Genomic DNA, 21,800 nt, shown 5'->3' on the forward strand with positions numbered 1-21,800 from the left:
ATGCCCAATGCCCCATACCCAATTATGCTAGTGCTGGTACAGGAATTTCCAGGTGAGGATATAAGGGGAAGCGATCGCACAATGCTGCTACCCGTTGCCGACAATCTTGGGTTACTACCTCGGAATCTGGAGAAAGCAGGCGATCGCTAATAATATTTCCAATCTCGGTAAATTCTGCTACTCCTAAGCCCCGTGTGGTCATTGCTGGCGAACCTAACCTCAGACCACTGGTAACAAATGGCGACTGCGGATCAAAGGGAATAGTATTCTTGTTAGCAGTAATATTCACAGTACTTACTAGCTGATCTGCCTGCTTACCAGTTAGACTCACAGAGCGTAAATCTACTAAGATTAAATGATTGTCAGTACCGTTAGATACTAACTTTAAACCACGATTTTGCAGTTGTTCGGCCAAAGCACGAGCATTTTCAATCACTTGGGCAGAATAAGTTTTAAACTCAGGCTTGAGGGCTTCTCCAAAAGCTACTGCCTTGGCAGCAATAACGTGTTCCAATGGCCCGCCTTGGCTGCCAGGAAAAACAGATTTATCTAGCTTTTTACCTAGTTCTGCGTCGCCAGTCAAGATTAAACCACCTCTAGGGCCGCGTAGAGTCTTATGAGTAGTTGTTGTTACTACGTGACAGTGAGGAATGGGATCGGGATGAAGACCACTGGCAACTAAACCAGCAATGTGAGCAATATCGGCAAGTAAGTAAGCGCCGATCTCATCAGCAATACTACGGAACTTTTCAAAGTCAATTACACGGGGATAAGCCGAATAACCGCAAATCAAGAGCTTAGGACGCTCCCTCAGCGCCAGCTCGCGAATTTGATCGTAGTCAAGTTGTTCTGTTTGTGGACTTACACCGTAGTGGCTAACTTGGAACCACTTACCTGAAAAATTTACAGGGGAACCGTGGGTGAGATGTCCCCCATGAGACAAATCCATCCCCATAATTTTGTCCCCTGGTTCCAGCAGCGATAGAAATACTGCAAAATTAGCTTGTGCGCCAGAATGAGGTTGGACATTGGCATGAGCCGCACCAAATATCTGTTTAGCACGGTCGATCGCTAGTTGCTCGATTTTGTCGATAAATTCACAACCGCCATAGTAGCGTTTACCAGGTAAACCCTCAGCATATTTATTTGTCAGTACTGAACCTTGAGCCGCCAGTACAGCGGCAGAGGTAAAGTTTTCACTAGCAATCAACTCCAAATGGTCTTGCTGACGCTGTAGTTCGTCGTTGATTAACCCTGCGATCGCCGGATCGCTGGAAGAAAGAAAGTCTGAATTAGTCCTAGTCACTTGAATTATCCTTATGGAAATTTGTACAACGGCTGATTTTGGTTGGACGCAGCACCTAAATATACAGTCAAAAACCATTGCTCTTGACTGCTGTACAGAGGCGATTAATAGTCTCCGTACTCTGAAGGTTTATTTGTGCCAACTTATTTATTATTAGACCCAAGCTCGATTAATGCATTAATTATCATAACGTTGCTTTTTGAAATCCTCACCTTGCTGCATGTTGTGAGGCCGTTAGACAGTATTCTTTATGAACCTGTGTGAAATAATGCTTACTGCGATCGCTGCTCTGTAGAATGAACTTCAGAATGATTCGTGAACAACAAGAACCCCGACTTCTATAATAAGTCGGGGTTCTGCGGGTTGCAGTTCTCACAAATCAAAAAATCAAATAGGGTTAATATAGCGATTTTGATAGTAAGCCAAAATCTGGTTAACTCGTTGCCGACTTTCTAAGTTAGAGTTTGGTGTCCACGAGAGGCTCAAGCCAGCAATTTGACTTTGATTATAATCAAACTGTTGGGATGACTGGGGAATTAAATCCACTTTCACCCCTTCAACTTGACGTAAATGAGCTGCTATTTCTCTATAAACAGCTAAAGGCAAACCAGCAAATTCAACTTTTTCATTAGTCTCCATCTTTATGAAGCTCCCACATTAAAAGAATTTTGGGGGGGCGTTGTCACTGAGATAGCATTGCCGGTAGCAGATGCAGCTGACGACGTTGATTTGACAGCCCCTTCCCCTACCATTTTGGCAACTTCAATACCATATTGTTCCAAAATCACGATGGGGTTGTAGCCCTGATTCATTTCAATGCGTTTAATCAGTACGCCATTTGCTAATCGTTGTCCCGCCTGTACATAGCGACTTGTTGGTTCATCGGGTACTTTGATAATTGCCTGTGGTTCTTTACTAATTAAAACTACACCAGTCACAACCACTGCCCTTGCTAACTCAGGCTGTGCTGGCGGTGGCAATACAGAGACTAAAGTGGGGTTGGGGACAACTTGAGGCAAAACTTTAGGCAACACTGAAGTCAAGGTAGGATTGACTTTTTTAGTCAAGATAGGATTGACTTTTTTTGGTAGAGAAGAAACGTTGTTTTTCTTTGGATTTAAAGCAATGCTGCGTGTTGGAAGTTTTAGTTTTACTATGGTTGCAGTAGGTAGCTTAGGCAACACGGGAACTGGTCTTCCAGATGTTTTAGCCATTCCGGGAAGAGTCTGCCCGAAAAGTTGTGTAAAAGGATCGCTTCGATCTTTTGATACCACAAGTTCTCGTGCCCGCTCTGTAGCATTAGTGGATTGAATCAAGTTAACAGATGCAAGATTAACTTGTGAAACCTGTTTGGCAGGTATCACTGGATTCTTAAAAGATTGAGCCGCTGGTGGCGACTTTTTTGCTATTTTGGGAATTGGCACAGGATTGATAGCTTGTTGTGTATCTTCAGAAGCACATCCAGCGATCGCCAAAGTTAGAATAGCTGCAATTGTAATTTTTGAAGTTCTGCCCATGAGCCTTTCTCAAAAGCCATTGGAAAATTGAAAAGTGGAAATCAACATGCCTAAAATTTGGATCAAAGGCAAAGTATGTTCCCTTTATAACCTAATTTTTTACATTTTAAGGGTTATTTTTAGCACTGCTTACCCAGTATAACTGCGGTTTGGTGTTTGCTAGCAGTCAATCTTCTGCCACACCCATAAGCTCTTTCATCAAATCCAGTCCTTTCTTGACTCTACGGGAAACTGTTACTACACTGATGCCCAGATGTTCTGCAACTTGTTTTTGGGTCAAATCTTGCAAAAACACACATTCCAACACGTCGCGGGTGCGTTTCTCTAGTTGAACCAATGCTTGTTGTAAGCGAAGTTGGTCTTCTTGTGCCAGTTGAAAGCTGCGATAGTGAGGATCTGGAACCAATTCTCCCAAGCAGGTAGAACCTTCTTCTCCATCTTGGATTGGCACATCAAGACTCAAAGGAGCGCGATTGACCCATGCTAATTTAATTTCTTGCCATTCATTTGGAGAAATTTCCAGTGCCGCTGCTAATTCCGAGTCGGTTGGTTGACGATTGTGTTTTTCACGCCAAGAACGTGATACTCCTATTGCTTGCTGTTGGAGTGCTAACCATCTCCGAGGAATTCGCACGGTGACACCTTTATCTCGGAGATAGTGTTGAATTTCACCCCGAATATAGGGAAGAGCGTAGGAACTGAAGGCATGTCCCTTGGAAATTTCAAATCTTTCAATAGCTCTGATTAAACCCAAACATCCAACCTGGAGCAAATCATCGTAGGTTTCATGACATTGATTTGTCCAGTAGTGAGCTTCTTTTCTCACCAGTCCAAAATTGAGTTTTACCAGTTGATTGCGGATATTTTCTGACGGAGATTGCTGATATTCTCGCAACAACTGCCAAATTTCGTGCTTTAGTTCAGTGGTGACTGTGGTAGGCATAGCACCGGGTTTATTGAGCAAATAAAGAATCAATTATTCGCTTTTAAATTCAGCTGCGATCGCACGATATTAAAGGAAATATTGCGCTATATTTCCTAAGCATTTGCTATGGTAGATAATAAAGATTTTCTATCAAAACTCCATAGGTTACTTGACAATCGAGCAAAATTTAAATGGGCGAAATCGCTATTTAGTTGGTTATTTATCTTTGGTATGATCTGTAGCTTTTTTAGAACCACATAGAAATAAAATATAAAATTAATCACTAAATATCAAACCGAGATTGTACTTAATTTGAATTAATTAATGATGAAGTTAATTTAGAGAAACAAAACAACAGTAGTTGAGCTTTTGTTTGATAAGCAAAAGTTAGATTTACAGTGAAACTACGTACTCTTTCAACTAAAATTTATCCAATAATTAAAAATTACTAATAATTTAAAAAAATCTTATGTATATTTACGCAAGCCCAATAAAAAAAGGGCATCTCACCCTTTTTTGTACTTAAGTCTATAGTGTTTTAATGAAAGGCAAAAGGTTAAACAGATGAATCAAATGACCCATAAGACTGAGGGATAAAAATTTTCCCAATTGCCAGGGCTATTTTGCCCCCAATTTTACTCAGATTTCACTTTTCCCAATTTTTGTAGAAAATCTATCTACCCTCTTGAAAAAAGAGGGTAAATAGGTTAACTTTTGCGATCAAGTCTGATACTTACAGAATTGTCATTCTGAGTGCCAGTCAGTTGCCTTACTTTCGAGGATTTAGCCACGAGTCGGTTCAACCCGTCCATAAAATAGACCGCGAATCTTGACTTCTTTAGGTTCGCCAGCACCTAAATCTGTATCAGATGGCTGTTCGCTCTCGAAAGTACCAGCAATTTCACCACTAGAGCCATCTATTTTAGCGATTTGCAGAGAAATCTTGCCATTAAGATTTTCAGCACGCTTGACGTTAGTGCGGGTAAGCTCTTCATCATCTGCTTGGGCGGGGAGAGCCACGGCATTATCGTAGCCACTGACGACACCACGACCTTTGGGATCTAGGAAGGCAGCACCACGATAGGAAGGAACTTTGAAAGTGCCTTCAAAGTCCGTAGAGGTGTTAATACTGGTCAAACTGGGTTGGGTTTGAGCAACCAAGTTTTTGATAGTGAAGAGGAAAGGTACTCGCTCGCCACCAGGAAGTTGCACAGTGATGGCTTGGAAGTCAAGACCATCAGTTTCCACAAAGGTGAGGCTATTATCTGAGTTGATTTTTAGGTTGCCTTGCACCTGGTCAATGGTGGAAGTGTATCTGGTCAACAATTTGCCAGCAACAAATTCTGCTTCTTGGCGTTTATTAGCAGGTTCTTCTTTGATGAAGAAGCTAGTTGGTTCCAAGCAAAGTTCTTTGATGGCATAGGACTGGCTAGAATCAATGGGAATAGAGCCACGGCGTGTTTCTGTTAGTTGGGGGCATTTGTTAGCCAAGCCAGTGCCGCGAATTTGATCGTAAGTGAGTACATCTCTACTGCTAGTAGCAGGAGCATCACTACAAGCAGTTATTAGCCCCAGGCACAAAGCCAAGAATGCAACAATTAAAGCGCGATACCTCATGGTCAACCTCAATCTCAAAAATTAATATCTAAGTTGTAAAACTGCATCGAAGCTTTGATCTCTGATGAGAAGCCGCTACTCTGCGAAAAGCTACTTTTGTTCGGACACGGCTTTGCTCTGATTAAGAGAGTTGAAGCAAGTGTTCGGGTGTCTAGTTGTCAGACGCTGCTCAAACTTTTCTCTGCTAAACGTAGTTAAACGTGTCGCTCTCTTGAGCTTGGAGTGTAAACCCCAGACTAAGTAGCACACTGCATCCATTTTGGATGTGTGTCACTAGGGGAGCAAAAAACCAGCAGTTTTACTGTTGGTGGCATTTGTTAGAGTTGGGCAGGTGAGTAAGCCTCATACAGAGATGCATAAATGTTTGCCTCGAAAAGTGCGAACAGGAGTGTTTGCTTCGCACTTTGCTTTTGCTGATGGCAAAAGCGTCGTCGCCCAAGTCTTTTTGTATCATGTATGTGACGCCACTACATACAGCCCATTTTTGGATGGGTAAATCAGCCAGATCATACGATTTTTTTTAACTCAAAATCAAAGTTCTCAAAATCCAAGAAAGTCTCGTCCCGATCGCATCTAGCTTCTGTAGAGCCTATGCTATAGGTTACTACGCTCTTTTTGGAGCGATCGCAATTGCTTTTGATAAAGATACAAATCTAGTTATATTCACCCCTAACTAGGGCAAGTGAGGAGATGCAGTGACAGGGAAACAACTAACAAACTAGGGAAAATTAAAAATCTCCGGTAAATTTGAGTTGACCTCATTTATACGCAAAGGATGGCATGAACGATCACAAAAATATTGAATCAGAGAAGTTATCTGGTAAACTGCAAGCGATCGCAACTGTGGTGTCTGATGCAGCTACAGCTTCTGAAGGCGATACTGTAGCTCTTTTGGCTTTGCTGCGACAATTGGAGCAGTTGCACCGAGAGATCCGGGATGGGGTTTTTCAAGAGAGTTTGCCTGTTAACCGTCGCCAACTTTATTCACTGCTGAAAGATATTGAGTCTGAGGGAGGCTGGCCCTATATTGAGCGTATGAGGCTACAAGCCTTTTTAGCGAATTTGCCACAAGAGGCTCCCGAAGAAAATAGCCATGAACTCTTGGAGAGCGATCGCTCTTTGGGTTGATTAGGTCGAAATTTATTTCTAGCTCTGAATTAACAACTTTGATCGCCTCATCAACCGCTAAATCAAGAGCGGTTACTCATTGAGGCTTCAACCTAATTCATAATTCGTAATTCGTAATTAAAAAGGGTTTGTACGGTTTATGCCATCACAAAGAAGGCGATCGCGCTCCTCAAGATTGTGGTTGTGCTTAAGGTAATCACCCACCCAATCGCAACCACGGACAAGCAGATCATCAAGATGTAAATTCCACAGAATTACCGTGTTGTCATCACTAGCTGATGCTAGTGTTTGACCATCTGGGCTAAAACTGACACTTAATACTCCAGCGCGATGTCCATTAAGACTTTTAATTAACTTGCCTTCAGGACTCCAGAGTTTCACTGTACTGTCCCAACTGGCGGCAGCGAGTAATTCACCATTGGGACTGAAAGTCACGGCATTGACGCTATCGCTGTACCCTTTTAATAAGGTTTTTAATAACGTCCCATCTCGTCGCCACAGTTTCACGGTGTTATCCCAGCTGGCAGAAGCCAGTAACTCATCAGTTGGACTAAAGCTGACACCTGTCACCCTGCTGTCATGGGGCGAGAAAGTTTTTAACAATGTACCATCCTGTTGCCAAAGTTTAACAGTTTGGTCATCACTGGCAGAGGCTAAAACTTGACTATTATGGCTGAAGTTTACGCTATTTACCGAATCCTGATGCCCCACTAAGGTTTTGAGTAACTTGCCCTCACGGTTCCAAAGTTTCACTGTTTTATCTTTGCTAGCTGATGCCAAAAACTGACCATCAGGACTGAAATTCACGCTCATCACACTATTGCTATGCCCGTGGAGAGTCATGATTAAAGTACCGTCCAACCGCCAAAGTTTCACTGTTTTGTCAAAACTTCCTGAAGCCAGCATTTCACCTTTGGGGTCAAAACTGACACTAGTAACTTCATTTGTATGCCCCACTAAAGTTTTGTAAAGTCGGGTTTTAACCTCGCCACTACTGGTGTATCGTTGCCAAAGTTTTACAGTGCGATCGCGACTACCAGAAGCTAGCATCCGGCCATCGGGACTCCAAGCAATGCTCAAAACTCGCTTCCGATGCCCTTGAAGAATAGACGGTCTTGGGGCGTCTAAACTCCATAGTTTAACGCTTTTGTCGTAACTTCCTGAGGCTAGCAATTTGTTATTTGGACTGAAAGCTAAACTGACAACATAATCGCTGTGTCCTTTGAAGGTTTTGAGTAAAGTACCAGTAGTACTCCAGAGGTTTATGGTTTTGTCATCACCTGCAGAAGCTAACTTTTTACTATCGGAACTAAAGCTCAAACTCCACACTGTTTTGCTATGCTGCCGTAAAGTTTTGTAAGGACGAAAGTCAAAACCGTCTTTAGTGCTGTTACTTTCCCTTTGCCAAAGTTTCACTGTCTTATCTAGACCAGCTGAGGCCAAGAATTTACCGTCCGGGCTGAAAACAGCTATCATCACAGCCTGTTGATGTCCCTGCAAACTTGTAACAAGATTACCGTTCCGTCGCCAGATTTTCACTGTCTTGTCATCGCTGGCCGAAGCGATGAATTGACCATCGGGACTGAAGTTTACCCAGTTAACCCATCCTCGATGCCCTTTCAGTATTTTTACTAAGCTACCGTCTTTACGCCAGAGTTTTACGGTTGTATCCTTACTAGCAGTAGCTAACAATTCGCCATCAGGACTGAAATTAACGCTGTCAACCGAATCTCCGTATCCTTTCAGGGTTTTATATGGCTTGGGGTCAAATTCACCTGTAACTGGGTTTTTGTGCCAAATTTGCACTGTTTTGTCGAGGCTGGCAGACGCTAGGGTTTGACCATCAGGGCTAAAACTTACACAGGTGACAGCATCAGTGTGACCTTTGAGGGTTTGGAGTAAGGTACCGTCAGGACGCCAAAGTTTCACCGTTCGATCTAGGCTACCTGATGCTAGCAACTGACCATCCGGGCTGAAAGTTACTCCCCAGACAACATCAGTGTGCCCTTCCAAGCGGTTAACCTCGGTTACCCCATAAACTGCTTGTTGCAAGGCTGTCACTACCCGCATTCGGGTATCTGGCTGCACGATCTCTGCTTGTTTAAGTCCTCTCCAAGCCCGCAAACCTTCTAATAGGGCATCAAATTCTTTATTAGAGGCAAACAAAGCTTCGCTAGCAGCAGCGATTCCACTAATTTTCAAGTTGGTTTCACTGCGTTCAGCTCGTAGAGTTTGACGAACTGCTGCTCTTTTTTGTAAGTCGGCTTGCCACCATAACGCTGCTATTGTTCCCCCCATAATTGCTAAGATTGCACCTGCTATCCGTGCTTCTCGCAGTCGTCGTTGCAATACCAAATTTAGTTGCTTTTGACTGAGTTGTTGGGCTGCTTCCGCTCTAGTTTTTTCAAATTTGATTTTTTCTAATTCGGCGAGCATACCATAGTTGTTCTTTTGGCGAATTGGTTCAACTAAATAATCGTGAACCAACTGGTAGCGATCGCCTAACTCTTCTCTAACTCGCAATACCAATCCTGAACCCACCAATATTTCTAAGATCAGTTCTCCAACTTTGTCAAAACTTGATATCGTATCTATATCATAATTATTAACTAATGCAGCCGCTAAATCAGCTTTAGTTTTTAAAGGTCGTGTCCCCTTTTCATCTGTTAACTCAAATAATAATTTCCAACTTAACTCTTCGTTCTCTTGACCGCAGTCTTTGATAACTTCCCCCAACCAGCGTTCCACCAATTTTGCCGAGCCACCACAAAGCTTATATTCTGCAAGTGTCGTAATGTTTTCTATTTGTAGTTGAGCACCAACTATTTGTAATTCAATTGGATGTACTTCGTCTAGTTCTCCTGTCAAATCCTGGACTAATCGGTTAATTAATTCCTCACTTAGTTCATAATGTGAACGTTGAGTAAGACTGTGAATTATGGCTTTGGCATCTTGGCTAGAGAATTTTCCTAAATAGTAGCGAATATCCTTATCAAGAATATTTTTATTAATTACTCCTAAATCATATAAGCCAGTACTATTTTTCTGACTCAAACGTTCAAACTCTAATAAATGATGCAAGTAATCTTCTCGTAATGAAAGAATGATTTTTACATAAGAAATGTTTAAACATTCGCTAAAAAATTTATAGAATTCTATTCTTTGTGTAGAAGGATTACTAACAAAGAAAAATTCTTCAAACTGATCTAATATGATAACTATCGTATAATTGCGCTCACATGCTAACCGGATTCTTTCTAGTATTATGGTGGGTGTAGAGTCAATATTAACCGATATTCCCGTGTATGCTAGCGCTTGGTTGATACTGCTGCTCAAGATTGTTATCCAATCAGTATAAACAGATAAAACAATCGGTATAGGAATGCGTTCACCGATAACTTTTCCCTTGAGTGCTGGCACTAAACCAGCTTTGATAATTGAACTTTTACCTACACCAGATGGTCCATAAATAACTGTGAGTTTGTAGTCAGCGCGGGCAATTCTTTCAATTAAGCGATTGAGATCTTGTTGCCGTCCAGAAGCAGATATTTCTTGAGCAATTTCTTCAGGAATAAACGGTATTTTGTGAGGTTCTAGTACTGGGTTAATTCTAGGGCGTTGTGGCTGTAATTGACTTGCTCCGATAAAGGCACGAAAGCCATACTGATGTTCTATTTTAATTTTTTCTTGCTTCAGCTTAAAGGCTTCTGTATAGTTATGACACTCAAAAAAGTAAAGCGATCGCAGTTCCTCTAAAATCTCTAAGTAAAGTAATGGCTGATGTTGTAGCTCACAAACTACCCTCGCCCATTCCAAGTTATTGATAGCTTCCTCGCACTCACTCAAATGCCGTTGTGTGCGTGCTAGCAACAGAAGATACCAACTTTCTTGTCGTCGTCTTTGCAAAGCATCTCGCAGAGAAACTTGTGTTACTTCTTCGGAGATAGAAAGCGCTGTATTTGCTAATTCATGAGCCAGTACCCAATTCGATTCTGAAGCCGCCACATTTGCCAAAAAACCATAATTTTGAGCAACTTGTGCGGGAGTTCCATAAGTTTTATGTAAGTGTAATGACTTTTGAGCTAATTCTTTTAAGTCATCCCAGGCTTGTAGACGTTGCAGCATTTCACAAGCAGGCAAAATGAATTTAGCAACTAAGTCTTCTCTTTGTACCTCCTCCAATAGCTCCAAGCATTGTTTAAACCACGACAGAGCATGTTCGCAATAGCTACTAGTATTCTGGTATAAGTCTGCCATTCGGTGATAACAAAGCCCCAAGTGGAATAGTACTATTGCTTGCTTGAGTAAAGATGAGGGGGGCATAGGTTGAGGGGATGAGAGGGGCAAAGAAGAATTACTCTCCCACTCTGCTACTCTGCTTGCTTCCTGCTGCCATAATGCTAGGCTTCTTTGATAATTGGCTAAAGCACCATTAATTTGATCGTTGGCGTATTTATCTCGCCCCAACACAAATTCTAAACTAGCTTCTAATCCTGGTGTTAATTTAACGCCATACAGGCGCAGCAAATCATTACGGGCTGATTCTATTTCGTGGCGGTGTTGGGATTTGGGATCTAAATCTAAGAAGGCATTAGATAAAAACGTTTCAGCACCTGCTTCTAAAACTTTGGCAAATAGAGATTCTTCCTCTTGAGAGATCAAAGCAATTAAATCTGCTTTGGCCATTTCAAATTTAATAGTGGTTGCAGCCCAGCTTTTGAAATCAGGCGCTAATCTTGAAAGCAATGATGCCACATCATCTTGTAGCCACAATACCACTGGAAATGGAAAAGTAGCAGCATAGATATCTCGTGCTTGGTTGATGCCTGTAAGTAAGTTTTCTAGGTCGGTAGTTGACTCAATACCGAAAATCATTACAGCAGACGGTAAAGAGTCTGTAAGGACGGCAGGATTATCTAAAGATAGGTCTGAGATTATTGTGCTGTGTAAAGAAGTAGTTGATGGATTGAGAACGATTTCTCTGATATTAATTTCTTTGGTATTCGAGCGAATATTTTCTAACATTTGCTCACGTAATCGCCCATAGTTGCATCGAACTAAAATCAGAGCAAATTGACCTTCAGAAAGTGCGATCGCTCTAATCAATCTTTGTAAAGTATGCTGATTTTCTTTGGTGTAGACGCGTAGCTGTTTGTCATTATTCATTGGATATGGGGCATTAAGCATTGGATATGGGGCATTGGTCATTAGTTCACTAATAAATGACCAATGACAAATGACAATTGACTGTTACTTGTTTTGTTGCCAAGCCAAAACTTTTTCTGTTTCTGCCAAGGCTGGACTGATACCAAACCAGCGCCCTACAGGATCGCGATATTCAAACAGATACATGCTTCTTAGTAAGCTCTGATAGTCAGACTCACCTTTAACTCTCTGTTGCTGTACTACTTCAAACAATAATTCCCACTGGGACTCATCAATAGCTAATAGCAGATCGTCGCGGTAGTCCTTAATCACGGCTTCTAAGCAGTCCCTAGAAAAAGGCGGATCTTGTCGTTGCAGGCAGCTATAAAGTAAGCCCAATAAGTTACGAATGTGACCACCACTAACGCGACATAGACGATCCAATGTTTGGGAGTGATCGAATAATTCTGTAATTAATAAAAGTCTGCTATTCAAAGGAACTTCTGGAAAAGCTCTAGCTAGAACTAACTGGCGCACTAGTGACATCCCTGGTTCGTAGTCACTGCCATCTCTTTGCCGCACTAATACCATCGGCAGTACTTTTGGTGCAATCCCTCCCCCCAGACGATTTTTTAGTGTCTCATACTCATTGGAGAAAATTAACGTTAGGGGAATTGTGTAAACTAGGTGGCATTTAAGTCGGCGTAACTGTTCGCCTCGGTCAATGAAGAGATATTCTGGTTGCGATCGCCCGGATGCTAAGGGACGCATATCCACTCGATCCAAATTATCTACAATCACTACCAGTCCTTTTTGACCCCTTAGCTTTAGCTGTTCAACAGCCTTTTCTAAAATCTCTTCGTTAATCGCCTGCAAAATACTATTGGTACGTGGTTCCAGATATTGCCTCAGTTGATTCCGCATCTGGGTGCTATCTTTAGTTTTCGCGGTAATTTTGGCAATACCCAAGGACAACTCTGCTTGTCCAGAAAGCTCTATGGGGCTTTGCAAAAAATCGCCTACTTCTTTAAACAAATTGGTAAAGTAACCAGGTTTGAGTTTGATACTAATCCCTTCTAAACTGGCACTGACTTGACGGGCTACACTCAACAAAATATCGCTGATATCAATATCTGCCATGTCTAAGTCTTGACTGGACTCAAAATAAACCACATGAAATCCTGCCAATTCTAGTTCTGTCTTGAGGCGCTGCAATTCCGTTGACTTACCGCAGCCGATATGACCCGTAAATAACTGACAGGTTGGCTCGTCAGGAGAAATACGAACAATAGTTCGTTGCAATTCTTCGACAATCTTGCAACCACGTACATCAGCAAAATCTATGTAATACTGCCGATCTAGTACGTTACTTATATTTAGCGTGTAGCTAGGGTTACATGCTTTATAAAAACGTGACAAATTTAATGTCGTTTTCATGTATGTAGAGGTTTATGTAGATGCAGTTTAGTTTGGATTTTTTATACAATTAATCCTGATCTAGGATGTAGACACAGGATTAACTCGCAAGATGGTAGTGTCTTGTAAAAGACAGCACTTGTTGCCAGATTACTGTCAGTAGTATGTTAGAGAATTAATTGACCCTAATAGCGAATGGCACTAAGATAATGCAAACCCATTATCTGCAAAGCTTTTGGGTGTGGGGTGTAGGGTGTGGGGTATAGTGACGTTCGCGCCAGCGTTGCGTAGCAAAGAAATTTATTTATGTTCGTACTTATTTTTACTTTTCTTGATTTTTCCGAACATACACCCTATCCCCTACACCCATGTCTGGCAAGGATTTCATCTTTTATTCGTACCATTCGATCCCTCAGTCTTTAAGCATATCTGTCTTTTTTACACCTGCTCTTGAGGTTTTGACAATCTCTCGCTTCTGTTTGGCCTGCCACAAAATTATATGGCTTAGGAAGTAAGTAAAAAAAGCTACAAAATTTCATGATCCTCAGTTTGGATAGCTAATGAATCTAACTAGTATGAATTATAGCAAGGTATACAGAGATTCAGAAATACTTGCTTATCATTTCACCTTCTATTTGTCAAGAAGGCAAAATCCCATACATCTCAATTAATATTTTGTAATTTTTAAGTAAAAATCTTCAAAAATAACTTGTCAAAAAGACTACAGTCAGTTAAAAATGGACACCGTAAACTTTAATAGGAATAATGACTAGCGCCATAATCCTTGCGTAGTTACTGTAAAGTGTTACTAAAAATAAAAAAAGTCTTGAGGAGAACGGCTAAAAGATGCTAACAGTGTTTACTGAAATTAATAATGATATGAGCTTGTCAAGGAATTTAGATTGCAACCAAAAAGGGGTGTGAATGGCTGGCATAATATCAGTTTCCCGCACGCATCTAGCCCAGCGTCGTCAGAAATTGCGTCGGCAGCGGCAGATGAGAATTATTCAAGCTATTTGGCGAACCTTTGCCATTACTGGTTTGGCGGGTGGATTGTTGTGGGTGGCAGTCCAACCAGTGTGGATGCTAAAGGCTCCCAAACAAATAGTGATGAAATCAGGCAATAAATTGCTGTCGGATCAAACAACTCAGTCATTGTTGGTGCTGTCTTACCCTCAGTCTTTGTGGCGGATTGAACCGTCAGCGATCGCTAACTCTTTGAAGAAACAACCAACTATTGCTCAAGCGATCGTCAGACGCCGCCTATTTCCTCCTGGATTAATCATTGAAATCCAAGAACGAGTACCTGTAGCGGTAACTCAAACACGTGGCAACAAAAAAGTAACAATCGGCTTACTAGACGCAAGTGGGGCCTGGATGCCTTTAGAAAAATATACATCACTGAATCCCACTAAAAAATTACCCAATCTCAGAGTAATTGGTTCGCCAAATCAATACTGCCTTTACTGGACTCAACTCCATGAAGCTGTGAGCCAGAGTCCCGTGAAAGTTATAGAAATTGATTGCCAAAATCCAACAAATTTAATTTTGAAAACAGAATTAGGAAACGTGCATCTCGGTGTGCCAGGCCCCCAGTTATCTGAACAAATTAAGGTACTCGCCCAAATGCGCCATTTAACAACAAAATTTAATTCCAGTCAAATAGAGTATATTGATCTAAAAAATCCCGATTTCCCATTAGTACAAATGAACCAAAAAGACCAAAAATTAACTCCCAAAATCCCTAAAAGCATTTAGCATGTTTATTATTTTGATAGCTCCTAGTAAATTAAGAAGCTTTATGCTGATAAATATATTTATTATTTTCAGTTTTCCAGCAAATCGCACGAAAATCGGCATTAACTTCTAATTAAAATGAGAAGATCAATTATAAAATCTCCATTGGGAGTAACAGACCCTTAATTGTTACCCTAACATCTAATAGTAGGGTGCAAGATGTCAGACAATCTAATGATGGTCTATGGCGTGAAAACGCCTTCTGTCCATACATTCTTTGACTAAACCCAGTGCAAAAAAGAGAAAGTTGCTTGAGCTTTTAATTCAGATTCAGATTCAGACTCGTGAGCAGAGGGCACTAATGAGAACGGTTTACGCCGCCATTCAAGTGCAGAGGCAAAAAGGCTCTGACTTTGGTCTGTTGAGGACACTTCCAAAGACAGGTTACCGAAGTTTCAATCTGTAACTAAAAATGCCACCCAAAGTTGCGTAAGCATTGCTTTTGGGCAATAAGTTTGGACTGCTCTGTGCTGTAATTCCTATTAGGTGACGAAATCTCTTAGGAAATCTTGATTTGTTGTCCGCACTAGTCAGGGTTCTTGTAGGATAGACTATTGCTCCAATAAAGTGTCCATTGAGACCACCCAAACAACAAATTAATCAGGTATAGTCTGACAAGTAAATTCTTGCTTAGTTTAACCTTAAGGATAAGTAAGTAAAAGGTAAATTTTGTGTCTAAAGTTGCGCTCATCCCCAATGGTGAAACCTATTAACAATATTATTATTGAGGCAGAGAAGATAGGCTGTAATGTGTCTTTACAAGTTATGCCCCTTGCTGAGAATAATGAAGAAATTAATGTCTGGTTGAAGTTATACAAGTCAGTTTTAGATAAATATAGGTATACTTCTCTAGAATTGGCTGTGCGATCGGCTGTGTTAAAAGCTTATCCCATAGCAAATTTTCGCACTGCCAATTCTGTTAGGCTTGGCAGTAGTGAAAACAATAAAGAACAACGCCATAGTATTGTGGCATTGTCAAACTAAAGTTGACTCTTAGGTGAATAACACCTGAAAAAGTCGTTTATCTACCCTTTCACAAATCCAATGACACTTGATAATAACCAAGGACTTAACTATAAAAATTCCCAATCTACGGGACAGCCTGGGTTCTCTCTGGCAGTTAACTCGACCAATCCCTTTAATAACTCTGGGCTGAATTTCGGGCCAAATCACGATAATAAGAAAGTTTCTCCGGAAAACAGCCGAATTGGCGAGATTGTTCCTGGTCGGGTCGCCAATATCAAAGTGATTGGTGTCGGCGGTGGTGGTGGCAATGCTGTTAACCGCATGATCGAGTCTGATGTCTCTGGGGTAGAGTTTTGGTCAATTAACACTGATGCCCAAGCTCTTACCTTAGCTGGCGCTCCAAGTCGATTGCAAATCGGACAGAAGCTAACACGAGGTTTAGGAGCAGGTGGTAATCCTGCCATCGGTCAAAAGGCAGCTGAGGAATCACGGGACGAAATTGCTACAGCTTTAGAGGGTGCAGATTTAGTATTTATCACTGCTGGTATGGGGGGTGGTACTGGGACGGGTGCAGCACCAATCGTGGCAGAAGTGGCCAAAGAAATGGGCGCTCTTACTGTTGGTGTAGTCACACGTCCATTTGTTTTTGAGGGACGCCGCCGCACCAGCCAAGCGGAACAAGGTATTGAAGGATTAAAAAGTAGAGTAGATACACTGATCATTATCCCCAACAATAAACTGCTGGAAGTGATCCCCGAACAAACGCCTGTGCAAGAAGCTTTTCGCTATGCAGATGATGTGCTGCGTCAGGGGGTGCAAGGTATTTCTGATATCATCACGATCCCCGGTTTGGTAAACGTTGACTTTGCTGATGTTCGAGCTGTGATGGCAGATGCGGGATCGGCATTGATGGGAATTGGTGTTAGTTCTGGAAAATCTAGAGCTAGAGAAGCTGCGATCGCAGCTATTTCTTCACCATTACTAGAGTGTTCTATTGAAGGCGCTAGAGGAGTTGTATTTAATATTACTGGTGGGACTGATCTCACTCTGCATGAAGTGAATGCAGCCGCAGAAGCAATCTATGAGGTAGTTGATCCCAACGCCAATATTATTTTTGGGGCTGTAATTGATGACAGGCTTCAAGGTGAGGTAAGAATTACTGTAATTGCCACCGGATTTACAGGTGAAGTGCAAGCTGCGGTACAACAAAGCGTGGCTAACGTTCGAGTAGCACCTAATACCTCAAAGCGTCCAACAACACAGCAACCTGTAGTTAATCCCCCAACCTCAACTCCAACTCCAAGTTCAACTCCAACTCCAACTCCAATACCAGAACCAAAAGAAAAACCTGGATTAGATATACCTGATTTTCTGAGAAACCGACGTACCCCAAGGAATTAAAAGATTTTGAATTTTAGATTAACTTAGCAGTCTCAGGTCAGGCTGAACGCTGTATAAAATCTGCTACTTCCGCCAGGGTTTTACCAAGGGCAGGGATAAGCAATCTTTTGCCGTACCCAATTTTGTCAATTGGTAAAAAAGCTCGTCAACACTACTTTATAGAATGAATTTGGGCAGGAGTCTACTGGCTTGCATGTCCGGCTATGCTTTAAGAAGATAAACAATAGAAATACCTGCCCAACTAAGGATGCATCACCAATAGCGTAGCGTTAGCGACGCAAGAGCGTCACAGCCCGTCTTAGACATTGATACATCTACCCGTCACCATCTATTAAACTCATATTCCGCATAAGTAAATATATTTACTTTCAAAAAGTAGCGGATTGAACCCGGCCACGGAAGTGTCCGAAGAAAGTCTGTTTACTGGGGACTAAGACATCAACCAAAAAATAAATGTAAATTATTTTTGGATTTTTAATGTCTGTTCAATCCATTGAATAACTTGATGACCTAGGCGAGTACCATCTAGGCGATCAATCTCACGAATTCCGGTAGGACTAGTGACGTTAACTTCAGTTAGGTAGCCACCGATGACGTCAAGACCCACAAAAATTAAGCCGTCTTGGCATAAGCGTTCGGCGACTTGAGTACAGATTTCATACTCTCTTGGGGTAATTTCGGTTTGAGCGACTGTACCACCAGTTGCCATGTTATTGCGAAAATCAGTTCCACTAGAAAGGCGATTGAGCGCACCAATTGGTTCACCATTGAGCAAAATAATCCGCTTATCTCCTTCTTTTGCCTCCGGTAAATAAGTTTGTACCATTACTGGGACTTTACCTTGAAGGGTACTGAGTTCAACAATGGAGTTAAAATTGCGATCGCTTGATTGCAAAAACAAAATTCCTTCCCCAGCTTTATTACCCAGCGGTTTGAGAACCCCTGCTCCTTTTGCTTCCACAAATTGCCGGATAAACTGCTTATCAGCACTGACAATCGTTTCTGGAATCGCTTTAGTAAACTGGAGGGCGTACATTTTTTCATTTGCCCCTCGGATGCCACTGGGACTGTTAATCAACAGAGTTTTATTTTGGTCAATGTAATCGAGAATATAGGTGGCATATAGGTAAGAATCATTGACAGGTGGATCTGTCCGCATAAATACGGCGTCCATTGTCTCTAAAGAAGTTAAGGAGGAATCGTTCAACTTATACCAAGGATTCGCCGCTACCCAGCGTCCCTCCACCAACTGCACTGGTACAAGTTCGACTCGCTGTAGGACAGCCCAAGCTTTGCCCTCCACCACACTCAGCAGATTTGCCTGAGTCACCCAAACTTCATGTCCCAGGATTTGGGCTGCTTCTATTAGGGCAACACTGGTATCATGACACGGGTCAAGTAGATGGATGGGATCAATGATAAAAGCCAGTTTCACCCTTTATACCTCAATCACCAAGAAATTAAATGGTTATTCAATTATTATCTCTTGATGCTCTCACCAATTGACGTACATATGTACTGCTGAGTATAACCTAGAGGGTAAAGTCTTGTGGACAGATATCGCTTTTGTGAGGAAGCCCGTAGACAAGGCAGGGCGTTCTTTTTCTAGAATTGTAGGGACTGCCGTGTAATTTGCAGCGGCTTGTCGCTAGCGATCGCAATATCTTCTAAACTTACAGGCTATTGCTAGAAGTTAGTAGCTCATCCAGTTTGCCTTGACTGTCTAAAGCGTGGATATCATCACAACCACCTACATGATTATCATTGATGAAAATTTGCGGTAAAGAACGGCCTCCATTTGCTCTTTGAGCCATTTTATTTCTGGCTACTTCATCTCCATCAATGCTGTATTCGATAAATTCAACTCCCTTATTTTTCAGCAAACTTTTGGCACGAATGCAAAATGGGCAAGTCCTCCAGGTGTAAATTTCTACTTTTGCAGCCATGATGTCCTCAACTTGATTTAATATTTCTTAATTTTAGAACTTTGTCACTGGCTCTAGCGACTCTATCCTGTTTTAATCTAAGCCCACATCAAACATTTTATTGTATTAAATAAAATGTTTTCTGAGCTTTGTCAGCTATTTTTTGAGCTTTGTCAGCATCAGCTTTTTTGTTGTTAGCGTCTGTCTGAGCTTTGTCAGCATCAGCTTTCTTGCTGTTAGCGTCTGTCTGATTTAGCACGTTTTTCATGGTATTGTCATTTAGCAAATTCCACAGTCATTATTAATTAGAGCTTAAATACAGTAGACAACCGTATAAATACTCAAAACTAATGCCGTAGTTAATACAACTACGGCATTAGTTTTTATAAATTCAAAATTTATTTTCGGTATTTACTGGGAATCAACGGCGTATTCAATCAGCTTGGCAAGGCGCTGACGTAGGGTTTCTAATCCCAAGCGCTGACTCGCAGAAATAAATACCGCGAGGGGGAATTCTTCCCTAGCTAGAGCTAGCGTCTCACTATTGGCTTGATCAATCTTGTTAAAAACAACTAGCGCTGGGCCAGGAGTTATTGGCATTTGTGCCAAAATTTCTCTGACTGAGCGAATATGACGTAACCAAGCGGGATGAGACAAATCCACTAAATGTAGTAGGGCATCGGCTTCTGTGACTTCCTCCAAAGTGGCGCGGAAGGCATCCATTAACGATGCAGGCAGTTCGTGTATAAACCCTACTGTGTCTGTAATCAGAATTTCCTGATGTTCATTTGTTTCGCCATAAGGAATCACCAGGCGGCGGGTGGTGGGGTCGAGAGTGGCAAATAACTGGTCGGCTGTATAAACTTCTGCATTGGTGAGAGCATTCAGCAAAGTGGACTTACCAGCGTTGGTATATCCAACCAAAGCCACTGAAGGAACTTCTCGATGCTGTCGTCGTTGCCGTAACCGCGAACGATGGGCTTGCAACTGGTTCACTTCTTTTTGCAGTCGGGAAATACGCTGCCCAATAGCACGGCGTTCAGTTTCCAGTTTGGTTTCACCAGGGCCACGAGTCCCAATACCACCACCCAATCGGGACATGGTGCGACCTCTACCAGCCAGTCGCGGTTGCATGTATTCTAACTGTGCTAGTTCTACTTGCAACTTACCGGCACCAGATTGAGCACGTTGGGCAAAGATATCCAAAATGACTTCGGTACGGTCAACCACCCGGATACCAATTTGCATTTCTAAGTTGCGGACTTGGGAAGGTGAGAGGTCGCGGTCGAAGACAACGAGGTTGACTCCTAGTGTTTGGGCAGTTAGGGCAATTTCTTGCACCTTACCTTCGCCAACTACCGTCTGGGGATGAATGCGCGATCGCTTTTGTTGTATTGTTTGTAATACATCTCCTCCAGCAGTATCAACTAACCGTGCCAATTCCACTAGGGTATCTTGGAATTGTAGGGGAGTCATCTCACTAGTCATCAGCCCCACAATCAGCACGCGATCGTGGTCAGCATCTACTTCCTGGGCGATAAATTCGCGCTGGAATTCCGCTTCCAGATTTTCTACCAAGTCTACTAAATCCTGGTCTGCCAGATCATCCAAATCCAGAGGTGGCGATATATTCCAACTTGGGGATTGGATTTGTTTATTGTGAGCGAAGCCGAATTGGCTTTCCTCTACCTTGACAGCAGCAGGACTAGGAATCAGAGTGCGAGACTCTTGGGGTGTCAGATGAGCTAGATAAGCTTCTTTGACATACCCAGTCGCACCGCCTCCCCGCCGTGTAAATCCGGTTCCGGTAATATTTAGGACAACTAGGGCATCTAAGCGTTGTAGTGCCATCGCCGTGAGCGCCGCTTCGTTGGGCGGTTCTGGCTTCAGATGGGTGGCAATACAACGAATACCACTGAGTCGTTCTGCACCGTAACGGGGTAATTCCATCGGTGGTATTTGCGTTTGGCGCGGTGTACCTACGCCGACACGAATCACTTGTCCGCGACGGTTGATGTAGGCGCACACAGGCTGATTGACTTCTGTGCTAATTGCTGCCATACGCTGGGAAAACTCAGGCGTGGTGATGCGATCGCCCGGTATGCGCTGGTGATACAGCCGCTGTAGTTGCTTCAGCTGGCTGGACTTCAGACCTTGGAGATTTCCAAAAATAGTTTCTATAGGCGTTTATGACCAGTTAAATGGCCCCCCGAATCCTTATATGTTTATTTTACAACAGGGTTTCGGCTCCTATCTCTCTCCTTTGAGGGATGCGTTAGTAATTAGTTCACGGTGGGTATTTATTTGAGCCTATGGCGGTTCTCAGTTGAGTCCAATAGAGACCTAACCCCCAACCCCTTCCCTACTAGGGAAGGGGAGTAAGATTCAAATATATTATTTTCAAGCATTCGCTAAATCAGATATAAGTTCCTCTTCTGTTAAATCAATCATCGCTACACCATAACGGTGTAAATTAAGTAAAAAAGATACCCTATCTATACCTACTAATTGTGCAGCCAAACCAGAAGAAATACGTTTCATTTCAAATAGTTTAACTACCATTGCCATTTTAGCTTCTTGTTCAAACTGCTCTCGCGTTTGCTGTAAGGCATCTGGTAAAGTTTCTGGATAGTCAATTTTGAGTTGTGACATGATTT

At 42.2% G+C, this 21,800-nt stretch carries 17 protein-coding genes; 5 read left to right on the forward strand and 12 right to left on the reverse strand.

Annotation, left to right across the window (positions count from 1 at the left end; translation table 11 throughout):
• Positions 1 to 22: 22 nt before the first annotated feature.
• From glyA to NLP_RS06355, 5 genes are all read right to left on the reverse strand, one after another.
• Positions 23 to 1,306 carry a serine hydroxymethyltransferase gene (gene glyA / locus NLP_RS06335; protein ID WP_104905649.1) on the reverse strand — a complete coding sequence of 428 codons (1,284 nt, stop codon included), beginning with the start codon at positions 1,304 to 1,306 and terminating at the stop codon, positions 23 to 25.
• A 387-nt stretch (positions 1,307 to 1,693) separates the two neighbouring features.
• A complete protein-coding gene (locus NLP_RS06340) occupies positions 1,694 to 1,945 on the reverse strand; it encodes a hypothetical protein (RefSeq protein WP_104905650.1) in 252 nt (83 codons plus the stop codon).
• A 2-nt stretch (positions 1,946 to 1,947) separates the two neighbouring features.
• Positions 1,948 to 2,823, reverse strand: coding sequence for a hypothetical protein (locus NLP_RS06345; protein WP_104905651.1), 876 nt, complete (start codon positions 2,821 to 2,823; stop codon positions 1,948 to 1,950).
• A gap of 166 nt (positions 2,824 to 2,989) precedes the next feature.
• Positions 2,990 to 3,766, reverse strand: coding sequence for an RNA polymerase sigma factor SigF (locus NLP_RS06350; protein ID WP_104905652.1), 777 nt, complete (start codon positions 3,764 to 3,766; stop codon positions 2,990 to 2,992).
• A 765-nt stretch (positions 3,767 to 4,531) separates the two neighbouring features.
• Positions 4,532 to 5,365, reverse strand: a complete 834-nt coding sequence (locus NLP_RS06355) for a photosystem II manganese-stabilizing polypeptide (RefSeq protein ID WP_104905653.1) — start codon at positions 5,363 to 5,365, stop codon at positions 4,532 to 4,534.
• Positions 5,366 to 5,696: 331 nt separating this feature from the next.
• Between NLP_RS06355 and NLP_RS32890 the strand changes: the two genes are divergently transcribed.
• On the forward strand, positions 5,697 to 5,861 hold the full coding sequence (locus tag NLP_RS32890; protein WP_158680309.1) for a hypothetical protein: 165 nt from the start codon (positions 5,697 to 5,699) through the stop codon (positions 5,859 to 5,861).
• Between the two features lie 284 nt (positions 5,862 to 6,145).
• Positions 6,146 to 6,493 (forward strand): hypothetical protein, encoded by a 348-nt coding sequence (locus tag NLP_RS06360; RefSeq protein ID WP_104905654.1) that lies wholly within the window; start codon positions 6,146 to 6,148, stop codon positions 6,491 to 6,493.
• A 117-nt stretch (positions 6,494 to 6,610) separates the two neighbouring features.
• Here the strand turns inward: NLP_RS06360 and NLP_RS06365 are convergent, their stop codons facing one another.
• The gene (locus NLP_RS06365) at positions 6,611 to 11,659 is read right to left on the reverse strand and encodes an nSTAND1 domain-containing NTPase (protein WP_104909792.1); all 5,049 of its coding nucleotides are present in this window, start codon (positions 11,657 to 11,659) and stop codon (positions 6,611 to 6,613) included.
• Positions 11,660 to 11,743: 84 nt separating this feature from the next.
• Complete coding sequence (locus tag NLP_RS06370; protein ID WP_104905655.1) at positions 11,744 to 13,075, reverse strand: P-loop NTPase fold protein; 1,332 nt, start codon at positions 13,073 to 13,075, stop codon at positions 11,744 to 11,746.
• Between the two features lie 903 nt (positions 13,076 to 13,978).
• Here NLP_RS06370 and NLP_RS06375 point away from each other — a divergent pair.
• From NLP_RS06375 to ftsZ, 3 genes are all read left to right on the forward strand, one after another.
• Entirely contained in the window at positions 13,979 to 14,812 is an 834-nt protein-coding gene (locus NLP_RS06375) for a cell division protein FtsQ/DivIB (protein WP_104905656.1), read from the forward strand.
• Between the two features lie 735 nt (positions 14,813 to 15,547).
• Positions 15,548 to 15,835 carry a hypothetical protein gene (locus NLP_RS06385; RefSeq protein WP_234017235.1) on the forward strand — a complete coding sequence of 96 codons (288 nt, stop codon included), beginning with the start codon at positions 15,548 to 15,550 and terminating at the stop codon, positions 15,833 to 15,835.
• Between the two features lie 60 nt (positions 15,836 to 15,895).
• Positions 15,896 to 17,218: a cell division protein FtsZ gene (gene ftsZ / locus NLP_RS06390; RefSeq protein ID WP_104905658.1), complete on the forward strand. Its 1,323-nt coding sequence runs from the start codon at positions 15,896 to 15,898 to the stop codon at positions 17,216 to 17,218.
• 460 nt (positions 17,219 to 17,678) lie between these two features.
• Here ftsZ and gshB read toward each other — a convergent pair whose 3' ends face one another.
• The 5 genes from gshB to NLP_RS06410 all read right to left on the reverse strand — a co-directional run bounded on the left by gshB (position 17,679) and on the right by NLP_RS06410 (position 21,798).
• The gene (gshB, locus tag NLP_RS06395; protein ID WP_104905659.1) at positions 17,679 to 18,653 is read right to left on the reverse strand and encodes a glutathione synthase; all 975 of its coding nucleotides are present in this window, start codon (positions 18,651 to 18,653) and stop codon (positions 17,679 to 17,681) included.
• Between the two features lie 238 nt (positions 18,654 to 18,891).
• Entirely contained in the window at positions 18,892 to 19,164 is a 273-nt protein-coding gene (gene grxC / locus NLP_RS06400) for a glutaredoxin 3 (protein WP_104905660.1), read from the reverse strand.
• Between the two features lie 97 nt (positions 19,165 to 19,261).
• The gene (locus tag NLP_RS32895) at positions 19,262 to 19,411 is read right to left on the reverse strand and encodes a hypothetical protein (RefSeq protein WP_158680310.1); all 150 of its coding nucleotides are present in this window, start codon (positions 19,409 to 19,411) and stop codon (positions 19,262 to 19,264) included.
• 143 nt (positions 19,412 to 19,554) lie between these two features.
• Positions 19,555 to 21,324, reverse strand: a complete 1,770-nt coding sequence (gene hflX, locus NLP_RS06405) for a GTPase HflX (protein ID WP_104905661.1) — start codon at positions 21,322 to 21,324, stop codon at positions 19,555 to 19,557.
• Positions 21,325 to 21,543: 219 nt separating this feature from the next.
• On the reverse strand, positions 21,544 to 21,798 hold the full coding sequence (locus NLP_RS06410; protein WP_199784845.1) for a UPF0175 family protein: 255 nt from the start codon (positions 21,796 to 21,798) through the stop codon (positions 21,544 to 21,546).
• Between the last annotated feature and the right edge of the window lie 2 nt (positions 21,799 to 21,800).

It is taken from the genome of Nostoc sp. 'Lobaria pulmonaria (5183) cyanobiont' (assembly GCF_002949795.1).
GTDB lineage: Bacteria > Cyanobacteriota > Cyanobacteriia > Cyanobacteriales > Nostocaceae > Nostoc.

Coding starts and splice junctions, on each gene's coding strand:
- NLP_RS06345 (WP_104905651.1), bottom strand. CDS start 2,823: ATGGGCAGAACTTCAAAAATTACAATTGCAGCTATTCTAACTTTGGCG.
- NLP_RS06385 (WP_234017235.1), top strand. CDS start 15,548: ATGGTGAAACCTATTAACAATATTATTATTGAGGCAGAGAAGATAGGC.
- NLP_RS32895 (WP_158680310.1), bottom strand. CDS start 19,411: ATGAAAAACGTGCTAAATCAGACAGACGCTAACAGCAAGAAAGCTGAT.
- ftsZ (WP_104905658.1), top strand. CDS start 15,896: ATGACACTTGATAATAACCAAGGACTTAACTATAAAAATTCCCAATCT.
- NLP_RS06355 (WP_104905653.1), bottom strand. CDS start 5,365: ATGAGGTATCGCGCTTTAATTGTTGCATTCTTGGCTTTGTGCCTGGGG.
- NLP_RS06375 (WP_104905656.1), top strand. CDS start 13,979: ATGGCTGGCATAATATCAGTTTCCCGCACGCATCTAGCCCAGCGTCGT.
- grxC (WP_104905660.1), bottom strand. CDS start 19,164: ATGGCTGCAAAAGTAGAAATTTACACCTGGAGGACTTGCCCATTTTGC.
- NLP_RS06365 (WP_104909792.1), bottom strand. CDS start 11,659: ATGAATAATGACAAACAGCTACGCGTCTACACCAAAGAAAATCAGCAT.
- NLP_RS06350 (WP_104905652.1), bottom strand. CDS start 3,766: ATGCCTACCACAGTCACCACTGAACTAAAGCACGAAATTTGGCAGTTG.
- NLP_RS06340 (WP_104905650.1), bottom strand. CDS start 1,945: ATGGAGACTAATGAAAAAGTTGAATTTGCTGGTTTGCCTTTAGCTGTT.
- NLP_RS06370 (WP_104905655.1), bottom strand. CDS start 13,075: ATGAAAACGACATTAAATTTGTCACGTTTTTATAAAGCATGTAACCCT.
- NLP_RS06360 (WP_104905654.1), top strand. CDS start 6,146: ATGAACGATCACAAAAATATTGAATCAGAGAAGTTATCTGGTAAACTG.